The 14725-nt window shown below is 73.8% G+C and carries 11 protein-coding genes; 7 read left to right on the top strand and 4 right to left on the bottom strand.

Annotated features, from left to right (window positions below; translation table 11 throughout):
• Nucleotides 1-275: 275 nt before the first annotated feature.
• The gene (locus tag ABEA77_RS28745) at nt 276-545 is read right to left on the bottom strand and encodes a WhiB family transcriptional regulator (protein ID WP_345653827.1); all 270 of its coding nucleotides are present in this window, start codon (nt 543-545) and stop codon (nt 276-278) included.
• A gap of 849 nt (nt 546-1394) precedes the next feature.
• On the opposite strand from ABEA77_RS28745, the gene ABEA77_RS28740 reads away from it, so the two are divergent.
• From ABEA77_RS28740 to ABEA77_RS28730, 3 genes are read left to right on the top strand one after another with little or no spacing between them, the layout of a single operon-like run.
• Nucleotides 1395-1964, top strand: a complete 570-nt coding sequence (locus tag ABEA77_RS28740) for a cysteine dioxygenase (RefSeq protein WP_345653824.1) — start codon at nt 1395-1397, stop codon at nt 1962-1964.
• A 12-nt stretch (nt 1965-1976) separates the two neighbouring features.
• On the top strand, nt 1977-2933 hold the full coding sequence (gene cofD, locus ABEA77_RS28735) for a 2-phospho-L-lactate transferase (RefSeq protein ID WP_345653821.1): 957 nt from the start codon (nt 1977-1979) through the stop codon (nt 2931-2933).
• The gene (locus ABEA77_RS28730) at nt 2930-4255 is read left to right on the top strand and encodes a coenzyme F420-0:L-glutamate ligase (protein WP_345653819.1); all 1326 of its coding nucleotides are present in this window, start codon (nt 2930-2932) and stop codon (nt 4253-4255) included. Before cofD ends, ABEA77_RS28730 begins: the two co-directional genes overlap by 4 nt.
• A gap of 238 nt (nt 4256-4493) precedes the next feature.
• Here ABEA77_RS28730 and ABEA77_RS28725 read toward each other — a convergent pair whose 3' ends face one another.
• Nucleotides 4494-5465, bottom strand: a complete 972-nt coding sequence (locus ABEA77_RS28725) for a DNA-3-methyladenine glycosylase family protein (RefSeq protein ID WP_345653816.1) — start codon at nt 5463-5465, stop codon at nt 4494-4496.
• Nucleotides 5466-5632: 167 nt separating this feature from the next.
• Nucleotides 5633-6754: a mannose-1-phosphate guanylyltransferase gene (manB, locus tag ABEA77_RS28720; protein WP_345653813.1), complete on the bottom strand. Its 1122-nt coding sequence runs from the start codon at nt 6752-6754 to the stop codon at nt 5633-5635.
• A gap of 135 nt (nt 6755-6889) precedes the next feature.
• Between manB and ABEA77_RS28715 the strand changes: the two genes are divergently transcribed.
• From ABEA77_RS28715 to ABEA77_RS28700, 4 genes are all read left to right on the top strand, one after another.
• Entirely contained in the window at nt 6890-7654 is a 765-nt protein-coding gene (locus tag ABEA77_RS28715) for a TIGR03089 family protein (RefSeq protein ID WP_345653811.1), read from the top strand.
• Between the two features lie 308 nt (nt 7655-7962).
• Nucleotides 7963-9474 carry an LCP family protein gene (locus ABEA77_RS28710; protein WP_345653808.1) on the top strand — a complete coding sequence of 504 codons (1512 nt, stop codon included), beginning with the start codon at nt 7963-7965 and terminating at the stop codon, nt 9472-9474.
• 230 nt (nt 9475-9704) lie between these two features.
• Nucleotides 9705-11507, top strand: coding sequence for an LCP family protein (locus ABEA77_RS28705; RefSeq protein ID WP_345653805.1), 1803 nt, complete (start codon nt 9705-9707; stop codon nt 11505-11507).
• Nucleotides 11508-11553: 46 nt separating this feature from the next.
• Nucleotides 11554-13269: an LCP family protein gene (locus ABEA77_RS28700; protein ID WP_345653802.1), complete on the top strand. Its 1716-nt coding sequence runs from the start codon at nt 11554-11556 to the stop codon at nt 13267-13269.
• A 36-nt stretch (nt 13270-13305) separates the two neighbouring features.
• Here ABEA77_RS28700 and ABEA77_RS28695 read toward each other — a convergent pair whose 3' ends face one another.
• Nucleotides 13306-14349 (bottom strand): glycosyltransferase family 2 protein, encoded by a 1044-nt coding sequence (locus tag ABEA77_RS28695; RefSeq protein WP_345653799.1) that lies wholly within the window; start codon nt 14347-14349, stop codon nt 13306-13308.
• Nucleotides 14350-14725 lie beyond the last annotated feature (376 nt).

Below are 14725 nucleotides of genomic sequence, written 5' to 3'. Positions count from 1 at the left end.
AGGGACAAATGCGGTGCGCCGAGCGCCGGATGAGACCGCCTGCCGGGGACCGGTGCGGTAAGGGGGAGCGGGCTCCACGGCGTCGGCCGCGGGGGCGTGCGGTCCGCTGGCCAGGCCCCGTACATGACGAAGGTCCGCCTCCCGCGCGCTGGGCGGCGGGGGCGGACCGTGGGTCGTGGGCCTGTTCTGGGGCAACGGCCGGTGACGGCGAGGGGCGCCGGCCCGGGGGTACGGGCCTGACGGCGGGTGCCTGCGCTCCGGCGCGCCGCGGCGGTTCAGATCGCGGCCTTCTTCAGGCGGCGGCGCTCCCGCTCGGACAATCCACCCCAGATGCCGAAGCGTTCGTCGTTGGCGAGGGCGTACTCAAGGCATTCGGAGCGGACTTCGCAGGCGAGGCAGACCTTCTTGGCCTCGCGCGTCGATCCGCCCTTCTCGGGGAAGAAGGACTCGGGGTCGGTCTGGGCGCACAACGCGCGCTCCTGCCAGCCGAGTTCCTCTTCCGCGTCCGCGTCCTCGACCAGCAGTTGCTGGAACAGCTCGGTCATGTGCGCCCCTCGTCTGTCTTAGCGTCCCCGTGGTCTGGCCGACGGCCTTTTCCGGTCGAACGACACGGGTGAAATTACAAGTGTGTAGCTCCAGGGCCGTCAAGCTCAGATCTGCTATTGGACCTGGTATTCACTCTGCGGAACCAAGGCTATGCGGAAAGTGTTCAAATCACCAAAAATCTGACACATGCCACTGGCCCGTACCGCACACCCCGGCAGCGACTGCTTCTCTCCACAGACACGCGACTGACGCCGGTTTGGTTGAAATCCGACCGACAAAGCGATCGAGATCACAACGTGATCACGGACGCGTCCCGGCGTTTACCCGCATGACTGCTGCGCCATGTGTCCCGACCTGGCCACATGCAAACCTCGGCCCGGCACGAGCGACCGGATGAGGTGAACCAATGGGGCCAAACCGGTCATCGAGTTGACATCCGGGGAGCCGATTCGCCACCTTTGGGGCATGCCAGCGACCTCCGCGCATCCCGCGACCCACCTCCGTGGACACCGCAGCGCTGCCCAGGTCGACTGTTGTTGTCGCCTTTCCCGCAGGCACGGCGGCTTCGCAGGCCGCTGAAGGACCGGCGGCGGGCGCCCGGCGTACTGCCGGACGCCTTCCGTATCACCGAACGGCGGCCACCGCGCCCGCGAACCGGATGCCGCACGCCGCCGACTGGTTTTCCTGCGTTCTGCTCCGTTCCGACGCGGCCCGACCGGCCCGCGCCCGTAACCGCCCCGCGGTGATTCGGGGCTCGCGCGGGGATTCGAACGCCGCCCTTGCTTTCTCTTTCTGACGATTTTCTGCACACGTTCTGTCTGTTTCCTTACCGAGGGACCGCGCACCCGATGAACAGCGACAGCGACCTCCAGATCGCCGGAGATCTCTTCGAGGTCGAGCACCTGCTCCAGCCCCCGCGTGAGCACCCCGAGACGGTGGCGGAGTTCGCCGGTCTCGCCCGCTCGCTCGCCGCCGACCGGGCCGGATGGGAACCCCTCGTCAGGTACGACGCGACCACCCGCTGGTACCACCGGCTGCGCACCGGGCCCGGCTACGAGGTCTGGCTGCTGTCCTGGGTGCCGGGGCAGGGCAGCGGACCGCACGGCCACGGCAGGTCAGCGGGCGTGCTCACCGTCCTCGCGGGCGAGCTGACGGAGCGTACGCGGCACGGCGGGCGCCCGCTCGCCGCCGGCGCGCAGCGCGTCTACCCGCCGGGCTTCGCGCACGAGGTCGTCAACGCCTCGCTCGAGCCCGCCGTGAGCCTGCACGTGTACTACCCGGGCCTCACCGAGATGCCGATGGCCGCGCCCGCGGCCCCGGCCGCGGCACAGGGTGCGCCCGCGGAGTCGGCGACGCCGGTGGCGGCACCCGTACGGGCCGGGGTTCCGGGTCCCGGCTCGCCCGTCCTGCCCGGCTGACACACTTGGCGCATGCGCATTGTGGTTCTGGCCGGCGGCATCGGCGGCGCCCGTTTCCTGCGTGGCCTGAAGCAGGCCGCGCCCGACGCGGACGTCACGGTGATCGGCAACACCGGAGACGACATCCATCTGTTCGGGCTGAAGATCTGCCCGGACCTCGACACCGTGATGTACACCCTCGGCGGTGGCATCAACGAGGAACAGGGCTGGGGGCGCACGGACGAGACGTTCGCGGTCAAGGGTGAGCTCGCGGCGTACGGGGTGGGCCCCGAGTGGTTCGGACTCGGGGACCGCGACTTCGCCACCCACATCGTCCGCACGCAGATGCTCGCCGCCGGATATCCGCTGAGCGCGGTCACCGAGGCGCTGTGCGCCAGGTGGCAGCCCGGCGTGCGGCTGCTGCCGATGTCGGACGACCGCGTGGAGACGCATGTGGCCGTCGACGTCGACGGGGAGCGCAAGGCCGTGCACTTCCAGGAGTACTGGGTGCGGATGCGCGCCGCCGTTGACGCGCAGGCCGTCGTGCCGGTGGGCGCGGAACAGGCCAAGCCCGCGCCGGGTGTGCTCGAGGCGATCGCCGCGGCCGACGTGGTCCTCTTCCCGCCGTCCAACCCGGTGGTCAGCATCGGCACGATCCTCGCGGTGCCCGGGATCCGCGAGGCCATCGCGGACGCCGGGGTGCCGGTCGTCGGGCTCTCCCCCATCGTCGGGGACGCGCCGGTGCGCGGCATGGCCGACAAGGTGCTCGCCGCGATCGGCGTCGAGTCGACCGCGGCCGCGGTCGCGGGGCACTACGGCTCCGGGCTGCTCGACGGCTGGCTGGTCGACACGGTGGACGCGGCAGCGGTCCAGGAGATCGAGTCCGCGGGCATCAGGGCGCGCGCCGTGCCGCTGATGATGACGGACACCGGCGCCGCCGCCGCGATGGCCCACGAGGCGCTCGCGCTGGCCGAGGAGGTCAGGGCGTGAGCGGCGCGGGCCCCGCGGCCTACGCGGTACGGGGCCTCGGCGCCGACTTCCCCGAGGTGCGGCCGGGCGACGACCTGGCGAAGCTGATCGCCGCCGCGGCGGCGCCCGCGCTCGCCGACGGCGACATCCTCCTGGTCACCTCGAAGATCGTCTCCAAGGCGGAGGGCCGGGTCGTCGAGGCCGACGACCGCGAGGCGGCGATCGACGCGGAGACCGTCCGGGTGGTGGCGCGGCGCGGGACGCTGCGGATCGTGGAGAACCGCCAGGGCCTGGTGATGGCGGCCGCCGGGGTCGACGCGTCCAACACACCCGCGGGCACGGTGCTGCTGCTGCCCGAGGACCCCGACGCGTCGGCGCGCGCGATCCGCGAACGGCTGCGCGCCGACCTCGGGGTGGACGTGGGCGTGATCGTCACGGACACCTTCGGGCGGCCGTGGCGCAACGGCCTGACGGACGTGGCGATCGGCGCGGCCGGGGTGCGGGTCCTCAAGGACCTGCGCGGCGAGCGGGACGCGCACGGCAATCCGATGTCCGCGACGGTGGTGGCGCTCGCCGACGAACTGGCGGCGGCGGGCGACCTGGTCAAGGGCAAGGCCTCGGGAATGCCGGTCGCGGTCGTCAGCGGCCTCGCCCACCTGGTCGCCCCGGAGCGGGACGTGCCGGAGAGCGGCGCGCGTGAGCTGGTGCGCACCGCGGCCGACGACATGTTCAGACTCGGCACGTCGGAGGCGGTGCGCGAGGCGGTCGCGCTGCGGCGCACCGTACGGGAGTTCACCGACGAGCCGGTCGACCCTGGCGCGGTCAGGCGGGCGGTCGCCGCGGCGCTGACGGCGCCCGCGCCGCACCACACGGCGCCGTGGCGGTTCGTGCTGCTGGAGTCCGCCGCGTCGCGGACGCGGCTGCTCGACGCGATGCGGGACGCGTGGATCGCGGACCTGCGGCGGGACGGCAGGTCAAAGGAGTCGGTCGCCAAGCGGGTACGCAGGGGCGAGGTGCTGCGCCGGGCGCCGTACCTGGTGGTGCCGTGCCTGGTGGCGGACGGCGCGCACGCGTACGGCGACCCGCGGCGGGACGCGGCGGAGCGCGAGATGTTCGTGGTGGCCGCGGGCGCCGGCGTGCAGAACTTCCTGGTGGCGCTCGCGGGCGAGCAGTTGGGCTCGGCATGGGTGTCGTCGACGATGTTCTGCCGCGACGTGGTGCGCGAGACGCTGTCGCTGCCCGCGCACTGGGACCCCATGGGCGCGGTCGCGGTGGGCCGTCCCGCGCGCCAGGCGCCGCCGCGGCCCGACCGGCCGGTGGAGGACTTCGTCACGGTCCGCTGAACCCGCGGCCCCGCCGTGCGGGCCCCCGCCCCACCGGGCGCGACGTCGCGTCGCCCTCCCGAGGGGGGCGGGGCCCGTGGCCTCCGGTGCCGGGGTCCCGCCCGGCCGCAGCCCGGTGGGAGCACCCGCAGGGCGGGGTGCGGGGACGCGCGGGCCCGGCGCCGCGCGCAGGACGCGACGGTACGGACGGTACGGACGGTACGGACAGTACGGACAGTACGGACAGTACGGACACGGTCTACCGGGACGCGATCTCGCCGACCGCCATGCGCGGGGCGCGGCGCGCCGGGAGGCGGCCGCTGAGGAGGATCAGGCGGACGGCCCGGTGGCGCTGGCCCGCGTAGGGCGTGAGGAGCTCCAGCATGCGGGCGTCGTCGGCGTCGCGTTCGCCCGCGAGGACATGGCCGACGATGCCCGGCAGGTGGAGGTCGCCGACCGTGACCGCGTCGGGGGCGCCATGGGTGCGCTGGACGACCTCGGCCGCCGTCCACGGGCCGATGCCCGTGATCAGGCGCAGGCGGGCCGCCGCGGCCTCGGGCTCCATCGCCGCAGCCTCTTCGAGACGCGGCGCGACCCGCACGGCGCGCAGCACGGTGGACGAGCGCTTCTCCTCGACGTTCGCCCTGTGCCACTCCCAGGACGGGATGCGCGCCCAGGTGCGGGGCTCGGGCATCACGTGCAGGCCCTCGACGGGCCCCGGCGCGGGCTCGCCGTACTTCCGCACGAGCGCGCGCCACGACCGGTAGGCGCCCACGGTCGTGACCTTCTGCTCAAGGATCGAGGGGATCAGCGACTCCAGCACCAGGCCGGTGGCGCACAGCCGCAGCCCCGGCCTGCCGCGGCCCGCCGCGAGCACCGCGCGATGGCGCGGCACGAAGGCCGCCGGGTCGTCGTGCTCCCCCAGCAGGTGCGGCAGGCGCGCCAGCATCCAGCCGGCGCCGGGACCCCACGCCTCCGCCTCGACCGTGCCGTCCGCGCGCTGCGCGAGCCGGAGCGTCGCGGGGCCCTGAGGGGTCCTGCCGGCCCGCCACACGACGCCGTCCGGGGTCTGGCGGAACGTCGGGTCGGCGGGGCCGCGGCGCAGCGGGCCGAGCACGAGGCCGAGGTCGTAGGGGCCCTCGGGCGGCGTCCAGCACGCGCGGATGCCCGGCTCGGCGGCGGCGCGCACGTGCACGGCCGACCTGGGGCGTGGGGCGAAGCGGCCGGCCATCGGTCCTCGGGGAAGTCGGAAGCGTCGGGCTGTACGGGGTGTTCGGGGCGGGCGGGCTGGGCGCGCCCGGGCGGAGGCCGCGGGCGGGCAGCCGCGCGCGGCCGTACCGAGCGTACGGGGTGGACGGGGGGCGGCCCGTACGCGGGTGCCGCCCCCCGCTCGGGGCGCTACTCGTCCGAGGAGAAGCGGATCGCGGCCGGCGGCAGCGTGGCGCCACACCAGACCCGCACGCCTTCGCGCAGTTCGTTGTCCGCGCCGACGTGCGCGCCGTCGCCGATCACGACGCCCTCGACCACCGTGCGGGCGCCGATCCGCGCGCCCTCGCCGATCATCGAGTCGGTGACGACGGCGCCCGGCTCGACGACGGCGCGGTCGAGGACCGTGGAACCGGCGATGCGGGCGCCGTCGCCGACGACGGCGCCCGCGCCGATCACCGTGCCCCCGGTCAGCTTGGCGTCCGGCGCCACCTCGGCCGCGGGCAGCACGAGCCGCTCGCCGCACCTGCCGGGCACGGCGGGCGACGGCGCCCGGCCGAGCACCAGGTCGGCCGAGCCGCGCACGAACGCCTGCGGGGTACCGAGGTCGAGCCAGTACGTGGAGTCCACCATGCCCTGGAGGTGCGCGCCGTCCGCGAGCAGGCCGGGGAACGTCTCGCGTTCCACGGAGACCGGCCGCCCTGCCGGGATCGTGTCGATGACCGACCTGCGGAAGACGTAGGCGCCCGCGTTGATCTGGTCGGTGACGATCTCCTCCGGCGTCTGCGGCTTCTCGAGGAACGCCGTCACCCTGCCCGTCCCGTCGGTCGGCACCAGGCCGAAGGCGCGCGGGTCGGGCACGCGCGTGAGGTGCAGGGAGACGTCGGCGCCCGTGTCCCTGTGGGTGTCCACGAGGGCGGGGATGTCGAGGCCCGTGAGGATGTCGCCGTTGAAGATGAGCACCGGGTCGTCGGGCGCCGAGTGCAGCCGGTCGGCGACGTTGCGGATCGCGCCGCCGGTGCCGAGCGGGTCGGCCTCGGTGACGTACTCCAGGCGCAGGCCGAGGGCGGCGCCGTCGCCGAAGTAGGGCTCGAAGACCTCGGCCAGGTAGGAGGTCGCGAGCACCACGTGGTCGACTCCCGCGGCCCGCGCGCGGGCCAACTGGTGGGTGAGGAACGGCACTCCCGCCGCGGGGACCATCGGTTTCGGCGTGTGCACGGTGAGCGGCCGCAGCCGGGTGCCCTTGCCTCCGACGAGGAGGATCGCCTCAGTCACCTGTCGTCTCCGCTTCCTGCCGGGGTCGTCTCCGGCCATGGGGGTCGGCCATGGCCGTGTTTGCCATGTGTTGCCGTCGTCTTGGGGCGTTCCATTCGTACACCGGTACCCGTCGCCGCGATCACCGGATCACCTCATCAGGCGTTTCGGACGCCGCGAAGTACGCTGTCCGGCGTGAACGCCAGCGAACACACTCCGGCCGACCTGCTGCGCTCCGCGCTCGCCGCGGACCCGGCGAGGCCCCTGGTCACCTTCTACGACGACGCCACCGGGGAGCGGGTCGAGCTGTCCGTCGCGACCTTCGCCAACTGGGTCGCCAAGACCGCCAACCTCCTCCAGGACGACCTGTCGGCGGGCCCGGGCGACCGGCTCGCGCTGCTGCTGCCCGCGCACTGGCAGACCGCGGTGTGGCTGCTCGCCTGCGCGTCCGTGGGCGTGACCGCCGAGATCGGGGGCGACCCCGCGGACGCGGACGTCGTGGTCAGCGGCCCCGACACCCTGGACGCGGCGCGCGCCTGCGGCGGTGAGCGGGTGGCGCTCGCGCTGCGCCCGCTCGGCGGCCGGTTCCCCGAGCCGCCCGCGGGCTTCGCCGACTACGCCGTCGAAGTCCCTTCGCACGGCGACCGGTTCGTCCCCTACGCGCCGGTGGACCCGGCGGGGATCGCGCTGCGCGTCGCCGACGGGGACGGCGGTACGGAGCTGACGGCGGGCGCGCTCGTCGGGCGCGCGGTGGCCGACGCGGAGCGGCGCGGGCTCGGCCCCGGGGCGCGACTGCTGTCGGGGCTGGGGTACGACACCTGGGAGGGCCTGTCCGCCGGCCTGTACGCGCCGCTCGCTGCGGGCGGTTCCGTGGTGCTCTGCCGGAACCTGGACAAGCTGTCCGCCGAGGACCTCGCGCAGCGCACGGCGAGCGAGCGGGTCACCCACCGGGCCGAGTGAGCCGCCGCCCTCGCGGGGCGTGGCACGCCGCGGCAGTACGGCATGGGGCGGGCGTGGGCGGGCAGGCAGATCACGCGGCCACCGCGGACGGCCGGCAGACGGCCGCACGGGAGGCGATCGGCATGGAGACCGGCGCATACGAGGACACAACCAACCGCGGCTATCGGCCGTCTACCCGTAGGGAGAGGCCGCCGGGTCGCCCCGCCCTCCGGGCGGACAGCGCGACGACGCGGGCACGACCGAGGACCGGGGGCGCCTCACGCCACCGAAGCACCGAAGCACCGAAGCACCGAAGGACGGACGCAGACGTGACCGAGAGGGCCTCAGACGCCGTACGCGGCGCAGCGGGCGACGAGGGGACCGGCGAGCGCGGGGCCGTGTCCCGCGGCGCGGGCGACGGCCCGGACGAGGGCTCTGACATCGATGCCATACCCGCGGCCGGTGGCGGTTCTGCCACCGGCCGGGGCAGCGCCGTCCCCGCCGCCGACGCGCCCGGCGACGACATCGGCACCGACACCGCCGCGGAAGACGCCGCCGCCGTGGCCACGGACGCCCCAACTGCCGCCGGGCGGGCGGGGCGTGGCGGGAATCACACCGGGGAGCCCGAGGGCGCCCCGCGGCCGCGCAGGCGGCGGCCGTGGCTGCGGTGGGTCGCGGTGGGCGTCGGTGTGGCCGTGCTGGCGACCGCGGGCACCGGCTGGTGGTTCTACGAGAAGCTCGACGGCAACATCACCACCGACACCGAGGCGGCGGCGCAGCTCCAGACGTATGCCAAGGAGCGGCCCGCGCCGGTCGCGCTCGACGCGCTGAACATCCTGCTCATCGGCTCCGACAGCCGGTCGGGCAAGGACAACGCGAAGTACGGGCACGACGAGGGCGGGACGGCGCGCTCGGACACCACGATCCTGCTGCACCTCGCCGCCGACCGGCAGAGCGCCACCGCGGTGTCGATACCGCGCGACCTGATGGTGCACATACCGAGTTGCGGCAAGCCGGGCGGTACCACCACGAAGGCGCAGTTCGCCCAGTTCAACTGGGCCTTCGAGTTCGGCGGCACGGCCTGCACGACCCGCACCGTGGAACAGCTGACCGGGGTGCGGATCGACCACGAGATGGTCATCGACTTCAGCGGCTTCAAGGACATGGTGGACGCGGTGGGCGGAGTGCAGGTGTGCCTCGCGGAACCGGTCCACGACACCGACGCCCACCTCGACCTGCCCGCGGGCAGGTCGACCGTGAAGGGCGAGCAGGCCCTCGGCTTCGTCCGGGCGCGGCACGGCATCGGCGACGGCAGCGACACCCAGCGCATCCAGCGCCAGCAGGGGTTCCTCGGCGCGCTGTTCACGAAGTTGCAGAGCGACGGGGTGCTGCTCAACCCGACCCGGCTCTATCCGGTGCTCGACGCGGCCACCAAGGCGATCACCACGGACCCGGGTCTGAGCAGTTTGCGAGATCTCTACAACCTGGCCCACTCCACGCGGAACGTGCCCACCGACAAGGTGCAGTTCCTCACAGTGCCGCAGCGCCCGTACACACCCGACCCGAACAGGGACGAGCTGGTGCAGCCGGCCGCCGACACCCTGTTCGCGCAGCTGCGGGACGACGCCCCCGTCACGGTGCGGACCTCCGGTTCGCCCACGGACCCCGGCGCGAAAAGCCCGTCCCCCGGGGCGACCGGTAAAGACTCCGGCAATTCGACGGACGGTCCCGCGCGCGGGTCGGCCCCGGCCGTCCCGGACGCGGGGACGGGCGGATCGCCCTCGGCGTCACCGGCCCCGACGTTCACAGGAACCAATGCGAGTGTCGGCCTGTGTGCGTGAACCCTGTGTGCGAACCGTGACGGCGGAGGGCACCGGGGCGCATGACGATTGGGTGGATTGCCCGCTTGTAAGAACACAGGGGTCCGGCACCGCCGTCGCTCGACGGCGAACGGGGCGGATAGTGTGTCGCGATCCGGCGCTTTCGGCCGCCGCCGCGCGCCGCCGGATCGAAGGCCTGGCGCCCGAGGGGGAGGCGCTTCACGTGGCACCGACGGAGGATTCAGGCAACCGTGGATGCACAGAACAGTGGGCAGGGCGACATCGACCCCGCCGACCAGTGGGTCCTCAACCCGGAGACAGGCAACTACGAGCTGCGACTGGACAACCCCGCACCGCAGCCGCCCTCCCCCCGCACCGCTGAAGCGCCCTCGGGCCGTGACGTGTCCCCCCGCTCGCACCAGCCGGCCGACGCCGGGCGCGCCGCGCGCAGGCAGGGCGGGCGCGCCACCGCAGCCGAGCCCCCAGCGGGCCGCGCGGGCCGCGGGGGAGCGCAGGCCGGCGGGCCGCCCGCAGGACCCGACGTGCCGGGCCAGCGCAGCCGGCGCAGGGGAGCGCAGCCGGCCCCGCCGCCGAGCCGCCGCAAGGGCAAGGGCGCGAAGAAGTCAGGGAAGAAGAAGGCACTGCTGTGGACCAGCGGTGTGCTGGGCTTCCTGGTCCTCGCCACCAGCGGCGGCGCGTACGCCTACTACCAGCACCTGAACGGCAACATCTCCACCGTCGACGTGGGCGGGGCCGGCAGCCAGAGCAGCTTCGACTCGGGCAAGCCCATCAACATCCTCCTGATGGGCACCGACAGGCGGACCGGCAAGGGCAACGAGGGCTACGGCGACTCGGGCAGCGTCGGGCACGCCGACACCAACATCCTGCTGCACGTCTCCGCCGACCGGACCAACGCGACGGCCCTGTCGATCCCGCGCGACCTGATCACCGACATCCCGGACTGCGAGACCAAGGAGTCGGACGGGCAGACGAAGGTCATCCCCGGCACGCCCGACACCCGCTTCAACACCAGCCTCGGCCAGGACGGCCGCGACCCGGGCTGCGCCATGCGCACCGTGGAGGAGCTGACGGGCGTCAAGGTCGACCACTTCATGATGGCCGACTTCAACGCGGTGAAGACGCTGTCCACCGCGGTCGGCGGCGTGCCGATCTGCGTCGCGCACGCGGTGGACGACCCCAAGTCGCACCTGCACCTGTCGGCGGGCGAGCACACCGTCGAGGGCGAGCAGGCCCTCGCGTTCGTACGGACGAGGCACAGCTTCGGCACCGGCAGCGACCTCAGCCGCATCCAGGTGCAGCAGCAGTTCCTCAGCGCGCTGCTGCGCAAGCTGAAGTCGAAGGACACGCTGAGCAGCCCGACGAAGCTGGCGAGCCTCGCGGAGGCCGGCACGAAGGCGCTGACGGTGGACACCGGCATCGGGTCGATCAAGAAGCTGAGCAGCCTCGGCGAGGAGATCGCGAAGGTCGACCCGAAGAACATCACCTTCGCCACCCTGCCCGTGGTCGACAACCCCGACGAGATAGTGCACGCGACGGTCGTGGTGAACGACGCGCTGGCCGACCCCCTCTTCAGCGACCTCCAGAACGACACCTCGCTCACCGAGGTCAAGAAGAAGAAGTCGGCCTCGGACGACAAGGTGCTCAAGGGCCCGAAGGCGGACGCCGACGACGTGCGGGTGGACGTCTACAACGGCGGGGCGCCCGACGGGGCCGCGCAGGCGACGCTCTCCTGGTTCCAGAACGACAAGCAGGCGCCGAAGACGACGAACAAGGGCGACGCGGGCGCGGAGGAGGCCAAGACCACGCTGGAGTACGCGCCGAACCAGGCCGACCAGGCGCGCACCGTCGCCGCCTGGATGGGCCTCTCGGCGTCTGCCCTGAAGGAGGGCGCCAAGGACGCGGTCGGGCTCCAGGCGATGAAGCTGACGCTCGGCAAGGACTTCAAGGGCGCGGGCGTGCCGCTCTCCGGTCCCGCGCAGGTGTCGCCCAACGTGCAGAAGGTGGAAGCCGACAAGCAGGTCTGCGCCAAGTGACGCCCGTACGGCGGCACGCGGACGGGTCCTGAACCGAGGGGGACGGATGGGTCAGGGCGGTACGACGCGGCGCGCGGGTCCGGGGGCCGCGCGGGCACGGGAACTCGGCTGGGACGACAGCCTCTACGAGCGGGCAGGCAACGCCTCCGCGTCAGGCACGGCGGCCGTGCCCGGTCAGCAGGACGGCGGCGGCCCCGCGTCCGGTCCGCCCGGCGGCAGGCGCGGCGGCGGCCAGGGGAAGCGCACCAAGCGCCGGAGATTCCGCGCGCTGCGCTGGGTCTCCGGGGTGCTCTCGCTGCTGATCCTGGGCACGGCGGGCGCGGGCTACCTCTACTACCGGCACCTCGACGGCAACCTCCGCAGCGACTCGCGCGCCGGCTCGGACTCCGGGGTGGAAAGGCCCAAGGCCAACGCGGCCGGGCAGACCCCGCTGAACATCCTGCTCATCGGCTCCGACAGCCGGGCGAGCGACGCCAACGTGAAGCTCGGCGGCGGGAGGAACCTGCGCGCCGACCCGCCGCTCGCCGACGTGCAGATGCTGCTGCACGTCTCGGCCGACCGGAAGAACGCCTCGATGGTCTCGGTCCCCCGCGACACCCGCGTCGACATACCGGCGTGCAAGGACGCGAAGACCGGCCGCGCGTACCCGCCGACCAACGCCATCATCAACACGACCCTGGCCCGCGGCGGCCCCGGCTGCACCCTCTCCACCTGGGAGAAGCTGACCGGCGTCTACATCGACCACTGGATGACCATCGACTTCGCGGGCGTCGTGCGGATGGCGGACGCGGTGGGCGGCGTGCCGGTGTGCGTACGGGAGAACGTGTGGGACCGGCCGACGCCCGCGGCGCCCGGCGGCTCGGGCCTGAAGCTGAGGGCGGGCACCACCGACGTCAAGGGCGAACAGGCGCTCCAGTGGCTGCGCACCCGGCACGCCTTCGAGAGTGACCTGGGCCGCAGCAAGGCCCAGCACCTGTACCTCAGCTCGATGTTCAGGACGCTGAAGTCGCAGAACTACTTCGCCGGCCCGTCGAAGCTGACGGGCCTCGCGGAGGCGGGCACGAAGGCACTTGAGGTGTCCCAGGAGATCGGCTCCGTGAAGAAGCTGTTCGACCTGGGCATGCAGCTGAAGAACGTACCGGTGGACCGCATGACGATGGTGACCATGCCGACGGTCCCCGACCCGCGGTCCCCGGCCAACCACCTCGTGGTGAACACCGCGGACGCGCAGCAGCTGTGGTCCCTGCTGCGGGACGACGTGCCGTTCGACACGCACGGCAAGGCCGCTTCTCCCTCGTCTCCCTCGGCTCCCCCGTCCCCGGCGTCGCCGGACGCGCCCGCGCCGGCCGACGCGCCCGCGCGGACGGCCGTGAGCGTGCGCAACGGCACCGGCGGCGACCAGGCCCCGGTCTCCGGCCGCGCGGGCGAGGTCGCCGGGCTGCTCGCGGACCAGGGGTACGCGCGGGCCGCGGCCGACCGCGAGCAGATGCCGATGGACACCACGTCGGTGCTGTACCCGAGCGCGGGTCTCGAAGGCGACGCGCGGGGCGTGGCGAAGGCGCTCGGCCTCCCGTCGGACGCGGTGCGGCGCTCGGCGGACGTGTCGGGGGTGGTGCTGGTGGTGGGCGCCGACTGGCGGCAGGGCGGCGCGTACCCGAAGCACGTGAAGCCCGCGGCGGGTTCCGTCCCGGTCAGCGCGGACGCGGTGCACGGCGACGACAAGAGCGCGTGCATGGAGGTCTACCAGCCCTACCGGTGGTGAGGCGGCGGCGCGTCCGCCCCACCACGGCCCGGCGCCTCAGACGGCGGCCGGGTCCTTCGGCACGGCCGGCCTGCGGCTGGCGATGACGCGCCTGGCGAGGGAGCGCGGGCTCGTCAGGAAGCCGTAGCCCCAGGCCATGTGCATGGTGGCGAGGGCGACGGGGATCCGCACGCGGGAGCGCGCCGGCAGTCCCTTGCCCGCGGGCACGGAACCCGCGGCGATGGCGAGGACGTACGCCCCCGGCACCACGAACGCCCACGGGGTGACGGCCGCGCCGACGACGATGCCCGCGGCGATCGCGCACACCGCGACCGGCGGCGCCAGATAGCGCAGGTTGATGGAGCCCGCGTGGTAGCGGGCGACGACGTGGCGCCAACGACCGTAGTCCTTGTACTGCTTGGCGAGGGCGCGCACGGAGGGGCGGGGCCTGTACTGGACGCGCAGCTCGGGCGAGAACCAGATGGCGCCGCCCGCCTCGCGGATGCGGAAGTTCAGCTCCCAGTCCTGGGCGCGGATGAACTCCTCGTTGTAGCCGCCCTGTTGCTCCAACGCCTCGCGGCGGAACACACCGAGGTACACCGTCTCCGCAGGGCCCGCCTCGCCGCCGGTGTGGAAGACCGCGTTGCCCACGCCGATCCGCGACGTCATGGCGGCGGCGACGGCCTCCTCCCAGGGCGTCTCGCCCTCGGCGTGCATGATGCCGCCCACGTTCTGCGCGCCGGTCTCCTCAAGCAGCCGCACGGCGGTGGCGATGTAGTTCGGCGAGAGCATGCCGTGGCCGTCGACGCGGACGACGACGGGGTTCTTGGACGCCCTGATGGCCGCGTTGAGCCCGGCGGGGGTGCGGCCCGAGGGGTTGGGGACGGTCTGCACGCGGCGGCCGCGGCCGTCCGCCGCGGTCTCCCGCACGAGTTCGGCGGCGATCTCGTCGGTGCGGTCCCTGGACGGGCCGAGGGCGATCACCACCTCCATCTCACCGTCGTAATCCTGCTCCAGGATGTGCCGGACGGAGTCGCGCAGATGACGTTCCTCGTCGAGCACCGGCATGATCACGGAGACTGCGGGCGAGTGGTCAGACATGGGGTCCTTCGGGTCCTGATGCGGGACCTCGGCCGCGCGGGGCGCGAGGTCAGGAGCGCGGGGTGCGGGCGTCACGTTACCGCGAACGGGGGAACGGGAGGCGTGCCGCCCACCCGCGCGCGGGTGCCGCTGATCGTATGGGCCTACCGTTCCGCTGGTCCTGCCCTGTCCGCCGCCCGGCCGGCCGGCGGTCCGCCCCGCGGACCGCGCCGCCCGCCGAAGTCCCCGCGGAGGTATCCCGTGCCCACCCCGCCCCGGCCCCCTTACCGCCCCGAGCGCACCGGTGCCCGGCAGCGCCAGGTGCCGCGGCCGGGCACCTGCCGGGCGCCGGGTCTCGCGCAGCGCCGCGCGGGCGGCGTGACCGGGGTGCGGGTGC

The organism is Streptomyces tremellae, from assembly GCF_039540215.1.
Lineage (GTDB): Bacteria > Actinomycetota > Actinomycetes > Streptomycetales > Streptomycetaceae > Streptomyces > Streptomyces tremellae.
Note: the sequence above shows the minus strand (reverse complement) of the source record. Positions and strands in the feature narration are given on the sequence as shown.

What these genes read in the sequence shown, in the direction of transcription:
- manB (WP_345653813.1), bottom strand. Translation starts at nt 6,754, where the DNA reads ATGGCCGGAGACGACCCCGGCAGGAAGCGGAGACGACAGGTGACTGAG.
- ABEA77_RS28700 (WP_345653802.1), top strand. Translation starts at nt 11,554, where the DNA reads ATGGGTCAGGGCGGTACGACGCGGCGCGCGGGTCCGGGGGCCGCGCGG.
- ABEA77_RS28745 (WP_345653827.1), bottom strand. Translation starts at nt 545, where the DNA reads ATGACCGAGCTGTTCCAGCAACTGCTGGTCGAGGACGCGGACGCGGAA.
- cofD (WP_345653821.1), top strand. Translation starts at nt 1,977, where the DNA reads ATGCGCATTGTGGTTCTGGCCGGCGGCATCGGCGGCGCCCGTTTCCTG.
- ABEA77_RS28695 (WP_345653799.1), bottom strand. Translation starts at nt 14,349, where the DNA reads ATGTCTGACCACTCGCCCGCAGTCTCCGTGATCATGCCGGTGCTCGAC.
- ABEA77_RS28725 (WP_345653816.1), bottom strand. Translation starts at nt 5,465, where the DNA reads ATGGCCGGCCGCTTCGCCCCACGCCCCAGGTCGGCCGTGCACGTGCGC.
- ABEA77_RS28740 (WP_345653824.1), top strand. Translation starts at nt 1,395, where the DNA reads ATGAACAGCGACAGCGACCTCCAGATCGCCGGAGATCTCTTCGAGGTC.